This is a genomic window from Streptomyces sp. NBC_00287 (assembly GCF_036173105.1).
Lineage (GTDB): Bacteria > Actinomycetota > Actinomycetes > Streptomycetales > Streptomycetaceae > Streptomyces.
In genome coordinates this window covers 4,063,650-4,083,922 of the sequence record NZ_CP108053.1, presented here as the reverse complement: position 1 = coordinate 4,083,922, position 20,273 = coordinate 4,063,650, and the positions used below count along the sequence as shown (strand labels likewise).

The window sequence follows — 20,273 nt, the reverse complement described above, 5'->3', positions numbered from 1 at the left end:
GTAAGGGGAGGGTGTGACAGCGGGGGCGGGAGTTCCCCGATTGTTGCTAGACCCAGGTATCAAGCCACATACGTGAACGCCAGCTGTCGATCGGAATCGCCGTGCCGGTGAACAGGGGCCAGAAGTAGATGAAGTTCCACGCGATCAGCAGCACCAGCACGCCCGCGCCGGTCGCGCCCGCCACCCGGCGGGTCTCGCTCGACTTCGGTGGTCCGACGATCGCGCCGAGCAGCATCGCGACGGCCAGGCACAGGAAGGGCAGGAAGACGACGGCGTAGAAGAAGAAGATCGTGCGCTCCTGGTACATGAACCAGGGCAGATAGCCGGCCGCGATCCCGCAGGCGATGGCGCCCGCGCGCCAGTCGCGGCGGAAGAACCAGCGCCACAGGACGTACAGCACCGCGAAGGCGGCCACCCACCACAGCAGGGGCGTGCCGATCGCCAGCACCTCGCGGGCGCACTTCTCGCTCGCGTCGACCGGGCAGCCGTCCTTGCCGGCCGCGGGGGACTCGTAGAAGTAGGACACCGGGCGGCCGGTGACGATCCAGCTCCAGGGGTTGGACTGGTACGTGTGCGGCGAGGACAGGCCGACATGGAACTCGTAGACCTGGGACTCGTAGTGCCAGAGGCTGCGCCACCAGTCGGGGAAGAGCCACGACCAGTCGCTGTTCTTGCCGTCGGTGGCGGCCCAGTTGCGGTAGTAGCCGCCGGAGCCGTCCGTGGGGGAGAGGATCCAGCCGGTCCAGGACACGATGTAGGTCACGATCGCGACCGGCACCGTGGCGAGGAAGGCGAAGCCCAGGTCGTGCTTGAGGACCGCGGTGTACGGGTGGCGGGCGCCCGCCACCTTGCGGGAGCCGACGTCCCATACGACCGTGAGCAGGCCGAACGCGACCAGGAAGTACAGGCCGTTCCACTTGGTGCCGATGGCCAGGCCCAGCATCAGGCCCGCCGTCCAGCGCCAGGGACGCCAGCCCAGGCTCAGGGTCTCGGCGGTGTGCACGTCCGGACGGACCCGGCCGTCGGCGTCCGCGGGCAGCGCCGCCGCGAGCTTCTCGCGCGCCTTGTCGCGGTCGATGACCAGAGCGCCGAACGCGGCCAGCACGAAGAACATCAGCACGCCGTCGAGCAGCGCGGTACGGCTCATCACGAAGTGCAGCCCGTCCACCGCCATCAGCGCGCCCGCCAGGCACCCCAGGAAGGTGGAGCGGAAGATCCGGCGGCCGATGCGGCACAGCATCAGCACGGAGAGCGTGCCGAGCAGCGCGGTCATGAACCGCCAGCCGAACGGGTCGAACCCGAACATCAGCTCGCCGAGCCCGATGACGTACTTGCCGACCGGCGGGTGCACGACATACGCCGCGTCCGACGGGATCTGGACCTTGTCGCCCATGGACAGGACCAGGTCGTTGGCGTTCTTGTCCCAGTTCACCTCGAACCCGCGGTGGACGAGCGCCCAGGCGTCCTTCGCGTAGTACGTCTCGTCGAATATCACCGCCTTCGGGCTGCCCAGGTTCCAGAACCGCAGCACGCCCGCGAGCAGGGTGATCAGCAGCGGACCGCCCCAGCCGGACCAGCGCACCAGCCGGTCGACGAGGGTCGGCGGCACTCCGAGCACGGCCCACAGACGCGGGCTGGGCTGCGCATACGGCGGCACCAGGCGGTCGCGGACATCGGTTCTGGGCCCCGCCGTGTATCCGAAACGGCGCAGCCGCTGCTGCCACGAGGGCCGCTGGTCCTGCGGCGCCTGGGCCTGCCGGGTGTCCGTGGAGTCCATGGACGACGCTGTACTGGTCACCGCGCCATCGTAGGGAACCCTTCTGTGGGAGTCCCGCGCATGGCGCCTGCGAGGATGGAAACGTGACAGGAACCCTTGTTTTGGCAGGCACCCCGATCGGCGACATCGCGGACGCTCCGCCCCGGCTCGCCGAGGAGCTCGCCGGCGCCGACGTCGTCGCGGCCGAGGACACCCGGCGGCTGCGTCGGCTGACCCAGGCGCTGGGCGTCACGCCCAAGGGGCGGGTCCTCTCCTACTTCGAGGGCAACGAGTCCGCCCGTACGCCCGAGCTCGTCGACGAGTTGCTGGGCGGCGCGCGTGTGCTTCTCGTCACGGACGCGGGGATGCCGTCGGTGTCCGACCCGGGGTACCGGTTGGTCGCCGCGGCCGTCGAGCGGGACGTCAAGGTCACCGCCGTGCCCGGGCCGTCGGCCGTGCTGACCGCGCTCGCGCTGTCCGGGCTGCCCGTCGACCGGTTCTGCTTCGAGGGGTTTCTGCCGCGCAAGGCGGGCGAGCGGCTCTCGCGCCTCAAGGAGGTCGCCGAGGAGCGGCGCACCCTCGTCTACTTCGAGGCCCCGCACCGGCTCGACGACACCCTCGCCGCGATGGCCTCCGTCTTCGGCGAGGAGCGGCGGGCCGCCGTGTGCCGGGAGCTGACCAAGACGTACGAGGAGATCAAGCGCGGCCCGCTGGGCGAGCTGGCCGTGTGGGCGGCCGAGGGGGTGCGCGGGGAGATCACCGTCGTCGTGGAGGGCGCGCCGGAGAAGGGGCCCGAGGAGATCGGGCCCGAGGAACTGGTGCGCCGGGTGCAGGTCCGCGAGGAGGCGGGCGAACGGCGCAAGGAGGCCATCGCGGCGGTGGCGACGGAGGCAGGGCTGCCGAAGCGGGTGGTCTTCGACGCGGTGGTGGCGGCAAAGAGCCGGTGACGGCCCGCCATGCCGGGGTAAAGCGGCACGGGCGTTTCGGCAAGGAACGTCCAAGGCGGGGCCAACAGTGCACAGTTCACGTGCATGCGGCCCGGTCGCGGAGTCCACTGGGCACGAGGGCGCAACCAGCCCCACCAGCGGACCAACTGGAGCCGGCATGAGTGAGATCGCAGGGCAGACCCGTCTCCGCACAGCGGCGACCCCCGTCGTCCACGAGTCGTATTCCTTCGCCTGCATGCGCTGCGGGCACGGCTGGGAACAGTCGTACGAGATAGAGCACCACACGGACGCCGAGGGGCAGGAGTTCGTCCTGTACGTGGCGGACGGCCAGGTCGTCCCGTCCCCGCTGAGCCGGCCCACGTGCCAGAACTGTGACGGCCATGTCGTACGGATCATGCGCGCGGGGCAGGTCTCGTCGGTGCGCGATGCGGCGCACGGGCAGCATCACACGCCCCCTGCGGAAGCGTCCGCGCCGGTCGGGGAACGGCACCACTGGCATCTGTCCGATCTCCTGCACCCCTTCCATCGCCGGGCGAGCTGAAGGGCTCGGTGTGACCCTTTCGTAGGATCGGGGCATGCCTTCCTCCAGCGAGAAGACCGACGAGAACGCCGTGCCGCCGCTCCCGGAACCGCTCCGGGTGCCGGTCGCCGATTCCCACACCCACCTCGACATGCAGCCCGGCACGGTGGAGGAAGGGCTCGCGAAGGCCGCGTCGGTCGGCGTGACGACGGTCGTGCAGGTCGGCTGTGACGTACGCGGCTCGCAGTGGGCGGCGGACACTGCGGCGACGTTCTCGAACGTGCACGCCGCCGTCGCCCTGCACCCCAACGAGGCCCCGCGCATCGTCCACGGCGACCCCGACGGCTGGTCCCGGCAGGAGGCGCGCCGGCCGGGCGGGGACGCCGGGCTCGACGCGGCGCTCGCCGAGATCGACCGCCTTGCCGCGCTGCCGCAGGTGAAGGCGGTCGGCGAGACGGGCCTCGACTACTTCCGCACCGGCGACGAGGGCAAGGAGGCGCAGGAGCGCTCCTTCCGGGCCCATGTCGAGATGGCCAAGCGGCACGGCAAGGCGCTGGTCATCCACGACCGCGACGCGCACGCGGACGTGCTGCGGGTGCTGAAGGAGGAGGGCGCGCCGGAACGGACCGTCTTCCACTGCTACTCCGGCGACGCCGAGATGGCGGAGATCTGCGCCGCGGCCGGATACTTCATGTCCTTCGCCGGCAACGTCACCTTCAAGAACGCCCGGAATCTGCGGGACGCGGTGGCCGTGGCCCCGCTGGAACTGCTGCTGGTGGAGACCGACGCGCCGTTCCTGACACCGGCGCCCTACCGCGGACGGCCCAACGCCCCGTATCTCATTCCGATCACGGTGCGCGCGATGGCCGCGGTGCGCGGGATCGACGAGGACGCACTGGCGACGGCCCTCGGCGCGAACACGGCGCGCGCCTTCGGCTACTGAGGCCCGATCCTGTCGCGACGGTGCGTAGCCGCGTCGCTTTGGAGAGTGACACTCGCTCCGCTAGGTTCTGGGGGCCCGATCGGGACCCTCTGGCCCTCTGGAGCGTGGCGACGTGAGCAGCAAGTCGCAGTACGAGACGTACACGCCGCAGACATACGGCGGATTCGATGCGCCTCCCGGTGATCTGCACGGCGCGGAGACGTTGGGGTACGGGGTGGCCGGCACGTACGAGCCGTGGCCGGCGCCGGAGGAGGAGGGGCTAGCGCCCGTGGTGCGCGCCGGGGCGGCGCGGCGCGGTGCGCGTCGGCGCAAAGGCCGGTACGCGGGGAGTGCGGACGGTTCCGTGCGCCGTCTGCTGCCGCAGGCGCTGGTGGTCGCGTTTCTCGCGGGCGGTACCACCGCCTTCGTCGCCAAGGACAAGGCGATCGAGCTCAGCGTCGACGGTCGGCCGCGCACGCTGCACACCTTCGCCGACGATGTGACCGAGCTGCTTGCCCAGGAGGGCGTGCAGGTGGGGGCGCACGACGTGGTCGCGCCCGCTCCCGGTACGGAGCTCAGCAGCGGTGACGAGGTCGCGGTGCGCTACGGGCGCCCCGTGCGGCTCACGATCGACGGTCAGCGGCGCGAGGTGTGGACGACGGCGCGCACGGTCGAGGAGGCGCTCGCGCAGTGGGGGGTGCGCGCGGAGGGGGCGTATCTGTCCGCCGCGCGCTCCACCCGCATCGGACGCGCCGGGCTCGCGCTCGATGTACGCACCGAGCGCTCCGTGACGATCATGGCGGACGGCCGGGCCCGCCCCGTGCGCACGAACGCGGCGACCGTGCGGAAAGTCGTCGAGGAGGCCGGGATCACCCTGCGCGGACAGGACACCACCTCCGTCCCGCTCGACAGCTTCCCGCGCGACGGGCAGACAGTGACCGTGTTGCGGATCACCGGGACGAAGGAGGTCCGCGAGGAGGAGATCCCCTTCGACGTACAGCGGACCGAGGACGCGTCGCTGTTCCGGGGGACCGAGGTCGTCGAGCGGGCGGGCCAGCCGGGGCTGCGGCGGGTCACGTACTCCCTGCGCACGGTCAACGGCGTCAAGCAGAAGCCGCGGCGCATCAAGAGCGAGGTGGTGCGCGAACCCAGGACTCAGGTGGTGAAGGTGGGGACGAAACCCATGCCGACGTCCGTGCAGGGCGCGGACCATCTGAACTGGCAGGGGCTCGCGGCGTGCGAGTCGGGCGGGCGGCCCAATGCGGTGGACCCTTCGGGGACGTACGGAGGGCTGTACCAGTTCGACACGCAGACCTGGCGGAGCCTCGGGGGGAGCGGGCGCCCCCAGGACGCACCGGCCTCGGAGCAGACGCTCCGCGCGAAGAAGCTGTATGTGCAGCGGGGGGCCGGGCCGTGGCCGCACTGCGGGGCGCGGTTGCGGGGGTGAGCGCGGGCCGCGGGCTGCGCCGGAAGGATGCCGCCGCCCGGGCCCGTACCCTTGTCCCGTGAGCAGCAGCCCCACCCCCGACGCCCTTCTGGGCCCCGCCGACATCCGTGAACTCGCGAATGTGCTCGGTGTGCGGCCCACCAAGCAGCGTGGTCAGAACTTCGTGATCGACGCGAACACCGTGCGCCGTATCGTCCGTACCGCGGATGTCCGGCCCGACGATGTGGTCGTGGAGGTCGGACCGGGGCTCGGTTCGCTCACGCTCGGGCTGCTGGAGGCGGCCGACCGGGTCATCGCCGTGGAGATCGACGACGTTCTCGCGGGCGCGCTGCCCGCCACCGTCGCCGCCCGGATGCCCGACCGCGCCGACCGGTTCGCGCTGGTCCATTCCGACGCGATGCACGTCACCGAGCTGCCGGGCCCCGCCCCGACCGCGCTGGTGGCGAACCTGCCGTACAACGTCGCCGTACCCGTGCTGCTGCACATGCTCGCCACCTTCCCGAGCATCGAGCGCACGCTCGTCATGGTGCAGGCGGAGGTCGCCGACCGGCTCGCCGCGCCGCCCGGTTCGAAGGTGTACGGCGTGCCGTCCGTGAAGGCGAACTGGTACGCCGAGGTCAAGCGGGCCGGAGCCATCGGCCGCAATGTCTTCTGGCCGGCGCCGAACGTCGACAGCGGTCTTGTCTCGCTGGTCCGCCGGGCCGAGCCGATCAAGACCACCGCCTCCAAGAAGGAGGTGTTCGCCGTCGTCGACGCCGCCTTCGCGCAGCGGCGCAAGACGCTTCGGGCCGCGCTCGCCGGGTGGGCGGGGTCCGCGCCGGCCGCCGAGGCGGCGCTCGTCGCGGCGGGCGTCTCGCCGCAGGCGCGCGGGGAGGCGCTCACGGTCGAGGAGTTCGCGCGGATCGCCGAGAACAAGGAGCCCGGTCACCAGTGAGCGTCACCGTCCGCGTCCCCGCCAAGGTCAACGTCCAGCTCGCGGTGGGCGCCGCCCGCCCCGACGGCTTCCACGACCTGGCCAACGTCTTCCTCGCGGTCGGCCTGTACGACGAGGTCACCGTCGCTCCGTCGCCGGGCGGCCCGCGCGTCACCTGCGACGGGCCCGACGCCGGCCAGGTCCCCCTGGACCGTACGAACCTCGCCGTCCGCGCCGCCGAAGCGCTCGCAGCGCGCCACGGCATCCGCCCCGACGTGCATCTGCACATCACCAAGGACATCCCCGTCGCCGGCGGTATGGCGGGCGGCAGCGCGGACGGCGCGGGCGCCCTGCTCGCCTGCGACGCGCTGTGGGGTACGAACGCCTCCCGGGACGAACTCCTCGACATCTGCGCCGAGTTGGGCAGCGATGTGCCGTTCAGCCTGGTGGGCGGCGCCGCGCTCGGCACCGGGCGGGGCGAGAAACTGCGCGCGCTGGAGACCGGCGGGACCTTCCACTGGGTGTTCGCGATGGCCGCGCGCGGGCTGTCGACACCGGCCGTGTTCCGTGAGTTCGACCGGCTGGCACAGGGCCTGGACATCCCCGAGCCCGTCGCCTCCGAGGCGCTCCTCGGCGCGCTCGCCGAGGGCGACCCCGACGCGCTCGCCGCGGCCGTCTACAACGACCTCCAGCCCGCCGCGCTCTCCCTGTTCCCCGAACTCGCCGCCACCCTCGCCGCGGGCCGCTCCGCCGGGGCGCTCGCCGGACTGGTCTCCGGTTCGGGCCCGACGACCGCGTTCCTGGCGCGGGACCCGGAGTCGGCGCTGAAGGTGGCCGAATCCCTGCGCTCGTCCGGCACCTGCCGGTCGGTGCGGGTGGCGACGGGACCGGCGCCGGGCGCCACCGTGGTCTCCGCATAGGGGCGTCTCCGGACACCGCGTCCGCCGGACTCGCCCGCGGACTACCCTGGAGGGTCGATCGATCCCCCTGGGCAGGAGAGAAATGGCCGTCAATCTGGTCAATGTCGAGAACGTCAGCAAGGTGTACGGCACCCGTGCCCTGCTCGACGGTGTCTCGCTCGGCGTCTCCGAGGGGGATCGGATCGGCGTCGTCGGGCGCAACGGCGACGGCAAGACCACCCTGATCCGGATGCTGGCCAAGCTGGAGGAGGCCGACACCGGACGGGTCACGCACTCCGGCGGGCTGCGCCTCGGCGTGCTCACCCAGCACGACTCCCTCGACCCGGCCGCCACCGTGCGGCACGAGGTCATCCGGGACCTCGCGGACCACGAGTGGGCGGGCAACGCCAAGATCAGGGACGTGCTGACCGGACTCTTCGGCGGCCTGGACCTGCCCGGGTTCCCGCAGGGTCTGGACACCGTCATCGGACCGCTCTCCGGTGGCGAGCGCCGCCGTATCGCGCTCGCCAAGCTGCTCATCGAGGAGCAGGACCTGATCGTCCTGGACGAGCCGACGAACCACCTCGACGTCGAGGGCATCTCCTGGCTCGCCCAGCATCTGCGCGAGCGCCGCTCCGCGCTCGTGTGCGTGACCCACGACCGCTGGTTCCTGGACCAGGTCTGCACGCGCATGTGGGACGTGCAGAAGGGCGACGTCTACGAGTACGAGGGCGGCTACTCCGACTACGTCTTCGCGCGTGCCGAGCGGGAGCGGATCGCCGCCACCGAGGAGACCAAGCGGCAGAACCTCGTCCGCAAGGAGCTGGCCTGGCTGCGGCGCGGCGCACCCGCGCGTACGTCCAAGCCGCGCTTCCGGGTGGAGGCCGCCAACGAGCTCATCAAGGATGTGCCGCCGCCCCGGGACAGCAGCGAGCTGATGAAGTTCGCCTCCTCGCGGCTCGGCAGGACCGTCTTCGACCTGGAGGACGTGACCGTCCAGGCCGGCCCCAAGGTGCTGCTCAAGCACATCACCTGGCATCTCGGCCCCGGCGACCGGATCGGCCTGGTGGGCGTCAACGGCGCGGGCAAGACTTCCCTGCTGCGCGCGATGGCCGAGGCGGCCCGCAGCGAGGGCGAGACACAGCCCGCGGGCGGCCGGGTCACCGTCGGAAAGACGGTCAAGCTCGCCTACCTCTCCCAGGAGGTCACCGAACTCAATCCGAACCTGCGGGTGGTGGAGGCCGTCCAGCAGGTGCGGGAGCGCGTCGATCTCGGCAAGGGGCGCGAGATGACCGCCGGGCAGCTGTGCGAGACGTTCGGCTTCAACAAGGAGAAGCAGTGGACGCCGGTCGGCGACCTGTCCGGCGGTGAGCGGCGCCGGCTCCAGCTGCTGCGGCTGCTCATGGACGAGCCGAACGTCCTCTTCCTCGACGAGCCCACCAACGACCTCGACATCGAGACGCTGACCCAGCTGGAGGACGTCCTCGACGGCTGGCCCGGCTCGATGATCGTCATCTCCCACGACCGGTTCTTCGTCGAGCGCACCACGGACCGCGTCTTCGCCCTCCTCGGCGACGCCACGCTGCGGATGCTCCCGCGCGGTATCGACGAGTACATCGAGCGGCGCCACCGTATGGAGGAGGCGGCCGCCGCCGCGGCCCCGGTCGTCGAGAAGGCCGCGCCCGACAAGAGCGCCGCCGACCAGCGCGCCGCCAAGAAGGAGCTGCAGAAGATCGAGCGACAGCTCGACAAGGTCTCCGACAAGGAGACCAAGCTGCACGCCCAAATCGCCGAGAACGCAACGGACTTCGCGAAGGTGGCGGAACTCGACGCCGAGCTGCGGGACTTGGCCGGACAGCGCGAGGAACTGGAGCTGCGCTGGCTGGAACTCGCCGAGGACGCATAGCGGTTCGTTCGCGCAGGACGCGTATACGGCGTGAAGGGCGCGTGAAGGCACGTAACGGCGGTATCACGGGCCGGTCGTCCCTTGGGAACAGGGGTTGACCGGCCCGGTGGGTTGTCAGTGCCGAGTGATAGAAAGAGCCGTCTGAGAACCGTCTGAGAACACAACGGGTGTGGCGGAAACGCAGCGCCACAGAGCGCGGCGCCACATCGGTCACAAGGGGGAACCGCTGATGAGCCAGCCGCCCAACCAGCCGCCGAACGGCGGTTTCGGCGCGCCGCAGGACCCGCCGCCGCAGGGCGGCTTCGGCGCACCGCAGACGCCGCCGCCACCCCAGGGCCCGCCTCAGACGCCGCCGCCTCCGCAGGGCCCGCCGTCCGGCGCCCCCCAGCCCGGCTACGGCTACCCGCAGCAGCCGCCCGCCGCGGCCCCGGGCCCCTACGGCCAGCCGCAACAGCCCGGCCCCTACGGCGCCCCCGGCCCGTACGGTTCGGGCCCCTACGGCCAGCCCCAGCAGCCCGGCCCCTACGGCCAGCAGCCCGGCTACGGCTACCCGCAGCAGCCCCAGTACCCCGGCGCGCCCACCCCGCCCGGCTCCCGCAACCCCTTCAAGGGCAAGCCCGCGCTGGTCATCGGCGCCGCGGTGGCCGCGCTGCTCGTCATCGGCGGCACCGTGTTCGCGGTGACCAGTGGTGACGACGGCGGCGGCAAGAAGAAGAAGCCGGTCGCGCAGAAGAGCGACGACCCCAAGGCCTCCGACGACCCCGTCAACCCGGGCGACGGCAGCGGCGACGGCGGCGACGACCCGGAGAACCTCAACGAGGGCCGCAAGGCCGGTGAGGCGAAGGTGCTCTGGTACAAGTCGGCGCCCGACGCGCCCGGTTCCGGCGCCGACGCCCCCGGTATGTGGATCACCGACAAGACGGCGGTGAAGGCGGCGTACAAGCAGGTCTTCGCCTACAACACCGGTGACGGCGCCCCCGCCTGGGACGCGATCACCTTCCCGGAGAAGATCTGCGCGGTCACCCCGGAGAAGTCGGCCGACGACAAGGTCGTCATCGCGTACATGAGCGGCAGCAGCGACCGCGCCGAGTGCAACCAGCTCCAGGAACTCGACCTGAACACGGGCGAGAAGGGCTGGACGGGCGAGGTCGCCGACGGTGAACTCTTCGACAGCACGCTCCAGATCGAGATGTCCATCACCGGCAACACGCTGATGGTGGGCCGCTCGCAGTCCGGCACCGCGTACGACGTCACCACCGGCAAGAAGATGTGGGACAAGAAGAAGTACGGCGACGCCTGCTTCCCGGCCGCCTTCGCGGGCGGCGAGAAGCTGATCGCCGTCTCGTCCTGCGGCGCGGGCGGCAACAACGAGCACGACGAGGTGCAGGAGCTCGACCCGAAGACCGGCAAGGTCAAGTGGACCTGGAAGCCCGACAAGGGCTGGACGGTCGCGCGGGTCTACTCCCTGAACCCGGTGGTCGTCTACAGCACCAACGAGGAGAAGAACGCGTGGAACATCTCCACGCTGGGCTCCGGCGGCTCCGTCGCCTCGCAGGTCGACGTCGACGAGAGCTTCTCCCCCGAGTGCGGCTGGGCCGTCCTCCAGCGTGACCTGAGGGGCTGCAACGGCGTGGCCTCCGACGGCAAGACGCTCTACCTGCCCACCGAGGCCACCACCGGCGCCAATGAGATCGTCGCGATCAGCCTTGCCAACGGCAAGGAGAAGTGGCGCGTGAAGTCCCCGGCGGAGGAGTCGATGATGCCGCTGAAGATCGAGGGCGGAAACCTCATCGCCTACGTCAAGCCGTCCTGGGAGTCGGGCGGGCAGGTCGTGTCGATCCCGACCGCGGGCAGCAGCCACAAGCCGACGAAGCTGCTCCAGAACCCCGCGGGCACCGCCGATATCGAGGACAGCTTCTACTCCGGGACGTACGACTGGATCGACGGCCGCTTCTATCTGTCGACCACGCGCCTGTCCGGCAGCGACGAGACGAAGGAGAAGCTGATGCTCGCTTTCGGCAAGTGAGCCGCTCCCACGTCCCGTTCCGAGCCGTCCCCCCTTCCGAGGTAGCCACACCATGACCCAGCCCCCGCCGCCCAACCAGCCCCCGCCCGGGGGAGGTTTCGGCCCGCCCCAGGACCAGCCCCCGCAGCAGCCCGGCTTCGGCGCGCCCCAACAGCCCGCCCAGCAGCCCGGCTTCGGCGCACCCCAAGCACCCCAAGCACCGCAGCAGCCCCCGCAGCCCCCACAGGCCCCGTCCCAGCCCCCGGCGCCCCCGCAGGGTTACGGCTATCCGCAGCAGCCGGCCGCCTACGGCTACCCCCAGGCCCCGCAGGCGCCCCAGCAGCCGCAGGGCTACGGCTATCCGGGCCAGCCCCCCACCCCGCCGTACGGCCAGCAGCCCGGCTACGGCTACCCCGGCGGCCCGACCATGCCGATGCAGCCCCAGGCGGGCAGCCCGTCCGGCGGACGGAAGATCAACGCGCAACTGGCCATCATCGTGGCCGCGGTCGTGGCCATCGCCCTGATCGTCGGCGGCGGCGTCTGGTATGCCTCGTCCTCCGGTGAAGAGGGCGGCAAGGACGACACCGCGAGCTCCAGCGGCGGCACCGGCGGTGGCGGCGACAAGGGCGGCGACACCGGCGGCACGGGCGGCACCTCGTCCACCAAGGCGACGGAGAAGGTGCCCGCCGACCCCAACTCCGAGGTCCTCTTCCAGGTCCCGGCCCCCGAGGTCAAGGACGACAGGACGATCCCCACGGTCGGCTCCTGGATCACCGACAAGGTGTACGCCAAGGCCGGCGTCGCCGAGATCGTCGGCTACGACCTCGACAAGGGCACCGAGCTGTGGACCATCAAGCTCCCCGGCCCGGTCTGCCAGAGCAGCAACCACGCCACCGAGGACAACAAGACGGCGATCACCTTCCAGCCGAAGATGCCCACCAAGGCGACGCCCTCCTACGGCTGCAGCCAGGTCGCGGGGATCGACCTCGCGGCGGGCGAGAAGCTGTGGACCAAGACCGTCGACGTCGGCGGTGAGCCGATCCCCTTCGACAACGTCACCGTCAGCGCGAGCACCGTCGCCGTCGGCGGCACCAGCGGCGGCGCCGCGTTCGACATCGCCACCGGCGACCAGCTGTGGGCCCCGAAGGCGACCGACACCTGCTACGACGCCGGATACGCGGGCGGCCCCAAGCTGGTGGCGGTGCGCAAGTGCGGTCAGTACGGCGAGCGTCAGCTGCACATCCAGACCATCGACCCGAAGTCCGGGAAGGTGATCTCCGAGTACAAGATGGGCGAGGGCATCGAGTACGCGAGCGTGGTGTCCACCGAGCCGCTGGTCGTGGCCGCCGATGTCGGTGACTCCGCCGGTGACGGAAGCGGTATCTCGGACTTCTTCGCCATCGACAACAAGACCGGCAAGCTGCGCACCCGGATTTCCGCGCCGGGCGAGCAGTACAACGCCACCTGCGACGGCATCTCCAAGGTCGAGGAGTGCCGGCTGCTCGCGGTGGGCAACGACAAGCTCTATCTGCCGACCGAGAAGCACGAGGGCACCGGCGAGTACAGCGACACCAACGAGATCGTCGCCTTCGACCTGGCCACCGGCAAGCAGACCGGCCAGCGCGCCGACGCCGGTGACGACTACGAGCTCGTCCCGCTGCGCATGGACGGCCCGAACCTGATCGCGTACAAGCGCGGGCCGTACGACAAGGGCGGCCAGATCGTGTCCATCGACGGCGGCTCCTTCAAGGAGACCAAGCTGATGGAGAACCCGGCCACGGAGTCGGTGATGGACGTGGAGCGGAGCATGCTGCCCGACTACGCGGAGATCCTGTACAGCCAGGGCCGCCTGTTCATGTCGGACGTCTTCGCCAGCGAGCTCGCCAGCAGCGGCGAGGAGGAGTATCTGGTGATCGCGTTCGGCGCGAAGTGAGTGCCGGGTAGCTGATCGAACGCTTGTGGCCACGGCCCCGTCCCTGTTCAGGGGCGGGGCCGTGCACTTACCGCTCATCACCCTCGAATGAGAGGATTTTCGGCGATCCGGGGCACTTCTCTCCAGTAGGGGAAGCGCAACGTCGAACAAGCGTGTAGCTTCCGGGGGCATCCAGGGGGGTGCGCCTGGGGATGTGTGTGGGGATCCATTGGGGGGACTGGGGGGTTGCTCGATGGGAGTTCGGCTCATGGTGGTCGACGACCACCGATTGCTCGCCGAGGCGTTGGCCTCGGCCTTGAAGCTGCGGGGGCACCGGGTGCTCGCCGCGGCGGCACCGGCCGCGGGGGCGGCGGAGCTGGTGATCACGAGGGCACCGGAGGTGTGCCTGCTGGGGACGGCGACCCCGGCCGAACCGGGGATGTTCGACCCGGTGGTGAAGATCAAGCGGGAGCGGCCGCAGGTGGCCGTGCTGGTGCTGGGTCCGGTGCCCAGCCCACGAGGGATCGCGGCGGCGTTCGCGGCGGGGGCCTCGGGCTATGTCCGGCACGACGAGCGCATCGAGGGAGTGGAGCGGGCGATCATGAAGGCGAGGGCGGGTGAGGCGGCGGTGGCCCCGCAGCTGCTCCAGGGAGCCTTCAGCGAGTTGCTGAACCCGGCGGCCCAGCCGGACGACGAGGGCCAGCGCCTGCTCCAGATGCTCACCCCGAGAGAGGTGGAGGTCCTGGTCCGCGTCGCCGACGGCGAGGACACCCGCCTGATCGCGGCGGGCATGGGCATCGCCCCGTCGACGGCCCGGACCCACGTCCAGCGGGTCCTGATGAAGCTGGGGGTGGGCTCACGGCTGGAGGCGGCGGCCCTGGCGGCGCGTACGGGGCTGCTGGACCGGGCGGGACCGGTGTCGCCACCACCGGAGGCGTGAACCGGGGTGCCTACGGCCGCCTTTGCCGCCGTAGGCACTCCCGTGTTCCCGTCGTAGGCACTCCCGTGCCCTCTACTCGTCCTTCGGCGCCTGGTCCGGTACGAGGACCTCCGGCGGCGGCGGAACCACAGGCCGCAGCTTCAGCCACACCAGGAAGAAGATGCCCAGCAGCAGCATGCCCAGGCCCGTCCAGAGGTTGATGTTGACGCCCTCCGCCTTGTCCAGCGTGGCGTCCGAGGGGTTGATGCCGGCGATCGTGACGATCGCGCCGTAGAGGACGAAGAGGCCGCCGATGATGCGGCGCAGGTCGAAGATGCGGGCGGCCGTGGCCGACTTGGCCTCCAGCTCGGTGACTTCCCGCTGGACGTCCTCTTCGGAGTATCCGTGGTGTTCGGAGTGGTCAGACATGGTCTCTCACATTCTCCCGCGAAATCGGAGAGTCAGAACGAGAACGGGATGTAGCAGGCGGCGGCCAGGATGATCGCTCCCCAGCCCAGCAGGGCGGGGCTGCGGTACCAGGCGTCGTCGCCCTCCGCGGGCGGCTCGGACATGCCGGGGGAGCGGGTGCCGTAGACCAGGCCCTGGAGTTCCGCCATCGGCTTCGGCTTGGTGAAGATCGATACCGCCACCATGACCACCGCGCCCGCCACAAAGCCCACGATCGCCGAGACGAAGTTCGCGCCCTGGTCGGAGGGGATGTCGACGATGCCCTGCTTGTAGATCCAGAAGTAATTGAGCATCGCGGCGACCGTGCCCGCCAGCAGGCCCCAGAAGCCGGACACCACCGACGCCCGCTTCCAGAACATGCCGACGATGAAGACGACGAACATCGGCACGTTGAAGAAGGAGAACAGCGTCTGCAGGTAGCTCATGATGTTCGAGAAGGAGGAGGCCAGGAAGGCCGTGCCCACCGACGCGCAGACTCCGATCACCGTGATCAGGCGGCCGAATCCGACGTAGTAGCCGTCCTCCCGGCCCTTCACCACGTACCGCGCCCAGATGTCGTTGGTGAACACCGTGTTGAAGGACGAGACGTTCGCCGCCATGCCCGCCATGAAGGCCGCCAGCAGGCCGGTCACCGCGATGCCCAACACGCCGTTGGGCAGCAGCTGTTCCATCAGGTACGGGATCGCGTCGTTGTACTGGTAGCCCGACTCCTCGGTGCCGAAGCCGGGGATCAGGGCCGCGGCCGTCAGTCCCGGGATCATCACCAGGAAGACGATGAAGATCTTCGGGAACGCGGCGATCAGAGGGGTGCGCTGGGCCGCTGAGAGGTTCTTCGCCGACAGGGCCCTTTGGACCTCCGCGAAGTTCGTCGTCCAGTAGCCGAAGCTCAGCACGAAGCCCAGACCCAGCACGATCGTCAGCCAGTTGGCGCCCAGCGGGTTGTCGCTGCCGATGCCCGTGCCGCCCCACGCCGTCGTGAAGTCGGCGCCGTGTGTCTTTGTGAGCGAGTCCGTCAGACCGTCCCAGCCGCCGACCTTCTTCAGACCGAGCACGACGATCGGGATGAGGGCCGCGAGGATCACGAAGAACTGGAGCACCTCGTTGTAGATCGCCGAGGAGAGACCGCCCAGCGTGATGTACGCCAGCACGAAGGCGCCCGCGACCACGATCGCCACCCACTGCGGCCAGCCCAGCAGCGCCTCGACCACGATCGCCAGGGCGTACAGGTTCACCCCGGAGATCAGGATGGCGGCGAAGGCGAACAGCGCAGAACTCAGCAGATGCGCCCACTTGTCGAAGCGCAGCAGCAGCATCTCGGGGACCGAGCGGACCTTGCTGCCGTAGTAGAAGGGCATCATCACCAGGCCCAGGAACACCATCGCCGGGATGGCGCCGATCCAGTACCAGTGCACGGTGTAGACGCCGTACTGCGCGCTGTTGGCGGCCATGCCGAGGATCTCGGTGGCGGCGAGGTTGGCGGAGATGAACGCGAGACCGGTGATCCAGGCGGGCAGGGAGCGCCCCGAGAGGAAGAAGTCGAGGCTCGTCTTCACCGAGCGGCGGGCCGCGAAGCCGATGCCCAGGACGACGACGAAGTAGATGCCGAGGATCGTGTAGTCGAGCCAGTTGGTGGGGAGCCGTAGTTCTTGGGCTAGATATGCGGCTTTTGCTGGGGTTTGCATGAGCAGTCATTCAACCCTTCTGTTGGTGCACTTTGTTTGATTCCGGCGTTGACCCCGCTGTCGAGTTGTGGTTACTTGTGTTTACTTATGTTTGAGTGAAGGAGCCCGGTGGTGAAGAAGACCTCGACCCGACTGGCCGACGGTCGCGAGCTGATCTACTACGACCTGCGCGACGACCGCGTGCGGGACGCCGTGGACCGGCGGCCGTTGGAGCGCACCGTCACGACGTCCGAGGTCAGGCGGGATCCGCTGCTCGGCGACTCGGTCGCCATCGCCTCGCACCGGCAGGGGCGGACCTATCACCCGCCGGCCGACGAGTGCCCGCTGTGCCCCTCGCAGGGCGAGCGGCTGAGCGAGATCCCGGACTCGTCGTACGACGTCGTGGTCTTCGAGAACCGTTTCCCCTCGCTCGCCGGTGACTCCGGCCGCTGTGAGGTGGTCTGCTTCACCTCCGATCACAACGCCTCCTTCGCGGACCTCACCGAGGAGCAGGCACGGCTGGTGCTGGACGCCTGGACCGACCGGACCTCCGAGCTGTCCCATCTGCCCTCCGTGGAGCAGGTGTTCTGCTTCGAGAACCGCGGCGCCGAGATCGGCGTGACCCTCGGGCATCCGCACGGGCAGATCTACGCGTACCCCTTCACCACCCCGCGCACCGCGCTGATGCTGCGCCAGGCCGCCCAGCACAAGGAGGCCACCGGCGGCGGCAACCTCTTCGACGCCGTCCTGGAGCGTGAACTCGCCGACGAGCGGGTCGTCCTCGCGAGTGAACACTGGGTCGCGTTCGTGCCCTACGCCGCGCACTGGCCGTACGAGGTCCACCTGTACCCGCGCCGCCGGGTGCCGGATCTGCTGGGCCTGGACGAGGACGCGCGCTCAGAATTTCCCCAGGTTTATCTGGAACTCTTGAAGCGCTTCGACCGGATCTTCGGTGAGGGAGACTCTCCGACGCCGTACATCGCCGCCTGGCATCAGGCGCCGTTCGGCGCGCTGGAGGAGTTCGACGGCGTGGTCCGCGACGACTTCGCGCTTCACCTCGAGCTTTTCACCATCCGCCGCACCTCCGGCAAGCTGAAGTTTCTCGCGGGTTCCGAGTCCGGCATGAGCGTGTTCATCAACGACGTGCCGCCGGAGCGCGCGGCCGAGCGACTGCGAGAGGTAGCGAGTTCATGAAGTACCTGGTGACAGGCGGGGCGGGGTACGTCGGCAGCGTGGTCGCCCAGCATCTGCTGGAGGCGGGGCACGAGGTCACGGTGCTCGACAACCTCAGCACCGGCTTCCGCGAGGGCGTCCCCGCGGGCGCCGTCTTCGTCGAGGGCGACATCCGCGACGCCGCCAAGTGGCTGGACTCCTCCTACGACGCGGTGCTGCACTTCGCCGCCTCCTCGCAGGTCGGCGAGTCGGTCGTGAAGCCCGAGAAGTACTGGGACAACAACGTCGGCGGCACCATGGCCCTGCTCGGCGCCATGCGCGAGGCGGGCGTCCGCAAGCTCGTCTTCTCCTCCACGGCGGCCACGTACGGCGAGCCCGAGCAGGTCCCGATCGTCGAGACCGCGCCGACCAGGCCCACCAACCCCTACGGCGCCTCGAAGCTGGCCGTCGACCACATGATCACGGGTGAGGCGGTGGCCCACGGTCTCGGCGCCGTGTCCCTGCGGTACTTCAACGTCGCGGGCGCCTACGGCGAGTTCGGTGAGCGCCACGACCCCGAGTCGCACCTCATCCCGCTGGTCCTCCAGGTCGCGCAGGGCCGCCGGGACGCCATCTCGGTCTTCGGCGACGACTACCCGACGCCGGACGGCACCTGTGTGCGCGACTACATCCACGTCGCGGACCTGGCCGAGGCCCACCTGCTGGCGGTCCGGGCGGCCACCCCGGGTGAGCACCTGATCTGCAACCTCGGCAACGGCAACGGCTTCTCCGTGCGCGAGGTCGTCGAGACGGTCCGCAAGGTGACGGGGCACCCGGTCCCCGAGGTCGTGGCCCCGCGCCGGGGCGGCGATCCGGCGGTCCTGGTGGCATCCGCCGCCACCGCCCGCGAGAAGCTGGGCTGGAACCCGTCACGCGCCGACCTCGCGGGGATCGTCGCGGACGCCTGGGAGTTCGCGCAGCGGCGCGCCAACTAGTACAGAACGAAAGGTCAGGGGTCAGGGGATGAGCGAGGCTGTCGCCGAGCGGTTCAAGGAGCTGTACGGGGCCGATCCGGAAGGGGTGTGGGCGGCACCGGGCCGGGTCAACCTCATCGGTGAGCACACCGACTACAACGACGGCTTCGTCATGCCCTTCGCGCTGCCGCACACCGCGGTCGCCGCGGTCTCACGGCGCACGGACGGCGTGCTCAGGCTGCACTCGTCGGATGTCGAGGGCGGGGTGGTCGAACTGCGCCTGGAGGACCTGACCCCCGAGTCCGACAAGAACTGGACGGCCTACCCGTCTGGCGTGCTGTGGGCGCTGCGTGAGGCAGGGCACCCGGTGACCGGCGCCGACATCCATCTGGCCTCGACGGTCCCGGCGGGCGCGGGCCTGTCGTCCTCGGCCGCCCTGGAGGTCGTGGTCGCGCTCGCCCTCAACGACCTGTACGAACTGGGCCTCAAGCGCTGGCAGCTGGCCCGGCTGTGCCAGCGCGCGGAGAACGTCTACGTCGGCGCCCCGGTCGGCATCATGGACCAGACCGCGTCCGCGTGCTGCGAGGAGGGCCACGCGCTCTTCCTCGACACCCGGGACCTGTCCCAGCAGCAGATCCCCTTCGACCTGGCCGCCGAGGGCATGCGCCTGCTGGTCGTCGACACCCAGGTCAAGCACTCCCACAGCGAGGGCGAGTACGGCAAGCGCCGCGCGGGCTGCGAGAAGGGCGCCGCGCTGCTGGGCGTCGACGCGCTCCGGGACATCCCCTACGGCGAACTGGACGCGGCGCTGGCGCGCTTGGGCGACGAGGAGGAGGTCGTCCGGCTGGTCCGCCACGTGGTGACGGAGGACGAGCGCGTGGAGCGCGTCGTCGCCCTTCTCCGCGCGGGCGAGACACGGGCGATCGGCCCGGTGCTGGTCGCGGGACACGCCTCCCTCAGGGACGACTTCCGCATCTCCTGCCCGGAACTGGACCTGGTGGTGGACACGGCCCTGTCCGCCGGCGCTCTCGGCGCCCGTATGACCGGCGGCGGTTTCGGCGGCTCGGCGATCGTGCTGGCCGAGGCGGCCGATGTGGACACCATCACCAAGGCGGTCCAGGAGGCGTTCGCCGCGGCCGGCTTCACGGCCCCGCGCGTCTTCGAGGCGGTCCCCGCCGCGGGCGCCCGCCGCCTCACCTGATCCGTTTGGTCAGCGTGAACTCCGTGATCCCCGGCGGATAGTCGGGGATCACGCACACCACGTCGTACCCCTGCCGTTTGTAGAACTCCGGCGCCTGGAAGTCCCAGGTCTCCAGGCGTACGGAAGCACAGCCCCGCTCCTCGCGCGCCACCCGCTCCGCCTGCGCGAGCAGTCGCGAACCGAGCCCCGCGCCGCGGTGCCGTTCGTCGACCCAGAGGTAGGTCACATGGAGCCAGGTCGCCCAGGTGTGCCCGACGAGCCCTCCGGCCAGGCCGCCCGCCTCGTCCATCATCCAGACGTGGAGCGGAAGTTCACGCTCTCCCGGGGTTCCGCGCATCGCGCCGATGACCGGGGAGGCCGCGGTGTTGGTGTCCCGCAGCCGGGCGCGAAGAAGATCGCGCCGTACCTTGTCGACTTCTGTCTCCATTCGGAACATGCGGCTCACCATAAACGCGTCGACGGGCCAGTTCTGCAAATTGGCTTCCGCTGTGGGCCCCCGCCCGTACTCTGATGAACAGTGCCGGTGGGGGCCGGTGCTGATCAGGGGGCGAGACAGTCGGGTACGACGCCCGTGGTGGGGGTACCAGTTTCTGCACGGCGGCGGCCGTGCGGCTCTGCGACTACCCCTGGGCGTCGTACCCGCGCCGGTCTTCGTTCACCGGACCAGTGGG

General features: G+C 70.3%; 17 protein-coding genes. 13 read left to right on the top strand and 4 right to left on the bottom strand.

Annotated elements, in window-relative coordinates:
• Window positions 1–46: 46 nt before the first annotated feature.
• The gene (locus OHT76_RS18485; RefSeq protein ID WP_328871937.1) at window positions 47–1,798 is read right to left on the bottom strand and encodes a dolichyl-phosphate-mannose--protein mannosyltransferase; all 1,752 of its coding nucleotides are present in this window, start codon (window positions 1,796–1,798) and stop codon (window positions 47–49) included.
• 62 nt (window positions 1,799–1,860) lie between these two features.
• Here OHT76_RS18485 and rsmI point away from each other — a divergent pair, with 62 nt between their 5' ends.
• The 10 genes from rsmI to OHT76_RS18435 all read left to right on the top strand — a co-directional run bounded on the left by rsmI (window position 1,861) and on the right by OHT76_RS18435 (window position 14,167).
• On the top strand, window positions 1,861–2,703 hold the full coding sequence (rsmI, locus tag OHT76_RS18480; RefSeq protein ID WP_328871936.1) for a 16S rRNA (cytidine(1402)-2'-O)-methyltransferase: 843 nt from the start codon (window positions 1,861–1,863) through the stop codon (window positions 2,701–2,703).
• Between the two features lie 157 nt (window positions 2,704–2,860).
• Window positions 2,861–3,244 (top strand): hypothetical protein, encoded by a 384-nt coding sequence (locus OHT76_RS18475; protein ID WP_328871935.1) that lies wholly within the window; start codon window positions 2,861–2,863, stop codon window positions 3,242–3,244.
• 34 nt (window positions 3,245–3,278) lie between these two features.
• Window positions 3,279–4,166, top strand: coding sequence for a TatD family hydrolase (locus tag OHT76_RS18470; protein WP_328871934.1), 888 nt, complete (start codon window positions 3,279–3,281; stop codon window positions 4,164–4,166).
• Window positions 4,167–4,278: 112 nt separating this feature from the next.
• Window positions 4,279–5,592, top strand: coding sequence for a ubiquitin-like domain-containing protein (locus tag OHT76_RS18465; RefSeq protein ID WP_328871933.1), 1,314 nt, complete (start codon window positions 4,279–4,281; stop codon window positions 5,590–5,592).
• 58 nt (window positions 5,593–5,650) lie between these two features.
• Window positions 5,651–6,526, top strand: coding sequence for a 16S rRNA (adenine(1518)-N(6)/adenine(1519)-N(6))-dimethyltransferase RsmA (gene rsmA / locus OHT76_RS18460; protein WP_328871932.1), 876 nt, complete (start codon window positions 5,651–5,653; stop codon window positions 6,524–6,526).
• Complete coding sequence (locus OHT76_RS18455) at window positions 6,523–7,425, top strand: 4-(cytidine 5'-diphospho)-2-C-methyl-D-erythritol kinase (RefSeq protein WP_328871931.1); 903 nt, start codon at window positions 6,523–6,525, stop codon at window positions 7,423–7,425. The genes rsmA and OHT76_RS18455 overlap by 4 nt, the downstream gene beginning before the upstream one ends.
• Before the next feature lie 82 nt (window positions 7,426–7,507).
• Window positions 7,508–9,310 carry an ABC-F family ATP-binding cassette domain-containing protein gene (locus OHT76_RS18450; RefSeq protein ID WP_328871930.1) on the top strand — a complete coding sequence of 601 codons (1,803 nt, stop codon included), beginning with the start codon at window positions 7,508–7,510 and terminating at the stop codon, window positions 9,308–9,310.
• Between the two features lie 229 nt (window positions 9,311–9,539).
• A complete protein-coding gene (locus OHT76_RS18445; protein ID WP_328871929.1) occupies window positions 9,540–11,336 on the top strand; it encodes an outer membrane protein assembly factor BamB family protein in 1,797 nt (598 codons plus the stop codon).
• A 52-nt stretch (window positions 11,337–11,388) separates the two neighbouring features.
• On the top strand, window positions 11,389–13,248 hold the full coding sequence (locus OHT76_RS18440) for an outer membrane protein assembly factor BamB family protein (protein WP_328871928.1): 1,860 nt from the start codon (window positions 11,389–11,391) through the stop codon (window positions 13,246–13,248).
• 232 nt (window positions 13,249–13,480) lie between these two features.
• Entirely contained in the window at window positions 13,481–14,167 is a 687-nt protein-coding gene (locus OHT76_RS18435; protein WP_315883787.1) for a helix-turn-helix transcriptional regulator, read from the top strand.
• Window positions 14,168–14,239: 72 nt separating this feature from the next.
• Here the strand turns inward: OHT76_RS18435 and OHT76_RS18430 are convergent, their stop codons facing one another.
• Both OHT76_RS18430 and OHT76_RS18425 read right to left on the bottom strand, forming a co-directional pair.
• Window positions 14,240–14,575, bottom strand: a complete 336-nt coding sequence (locus tag OHT76_RS18430) for a hypothetical protein (RefSeq protein ID WP_328871927.1) — start codon at window positions 14,573–14,575, stop codon at window positions 14,240–14,242.
• 32 nt (window positions 14,576–14,607) lie between these two features.
• Window positions 14,608–16,296, bottom strand: coding sequence for a sodium:solute symporter family protein (locus OHT76_RS18425; RefSeq protein ID WP_328871926.1), 1,689 nt, complete (start codon window positions 16,294–16,296; stop codon window positions 14,608–14,610).
• A gap of 111 nt (window positions 16,297–16,407) precedes the next feature.
• On the opposite strand from OHT76_RS18425, the gene galT reads away from it, so the two are divergent.
• The 3 genes from galT to galK are packed head-to-tail and all read left to right on the top strand — an operon-like array spanning window position 16,408 to window position 19,602.
• Window positions 16,408–17,469, top strand: coding sequence for a galactose-1-phosphate uridylyltransferase (galT, locus tag OHT76_RS18420; RefSeq protein WP_328871925.1), 1,062 nt, complete (start codon window positions 16,408–16,410; stop codon window positions 17,467–17,469).
• Window positions 17,466–18,422: a UDP-glucose 4-epimerase GalE gene (gene galE, locus OHT76_RS18415; protein ID WP_328871924.1), complete on the top strand. Its 957-nt coding sequence runs from the start codon at window positions 17,466–17,468 to the stop codon at window positions 18,420–18,422. The genes galT and galE overlap by 4 nt, the downstream gene beginning before the upstream one ends.
• Window positions 18,423–18,450: 28 nt before the next feature.
• Window positions 18,451–19,602 carry a galactokinase gene (gene galK / locus OHT76_RS18410; protein ID WP_328871923.1) on the top strand — a complete coding sequence of 384 codons (1,152 nt, stop codon included), beginning with the start codon at window positions 18,451–18,453 and terminating at the stop codon, window positions 19,600–19,602.
• On the opposite strand, the gene OHT76_RS18405 is transcribed toward galK, so the two are convergent.
• Window positions 19,595–20,050, bottom strand: coding sequence for a GNAT family N-acetyltransferase (locus tag OHT76_RS18405; protein WP_328876567.1), 456 nt, complete (start codon window positions 20,048–20,050; stop codon window positions 19,595–19,597). The genes galK and OHT76_RS18405 overlap by 8 nt on opposite strands.
• Window positions 20,051–20,273: the final 223 nt, after the last annotated feature.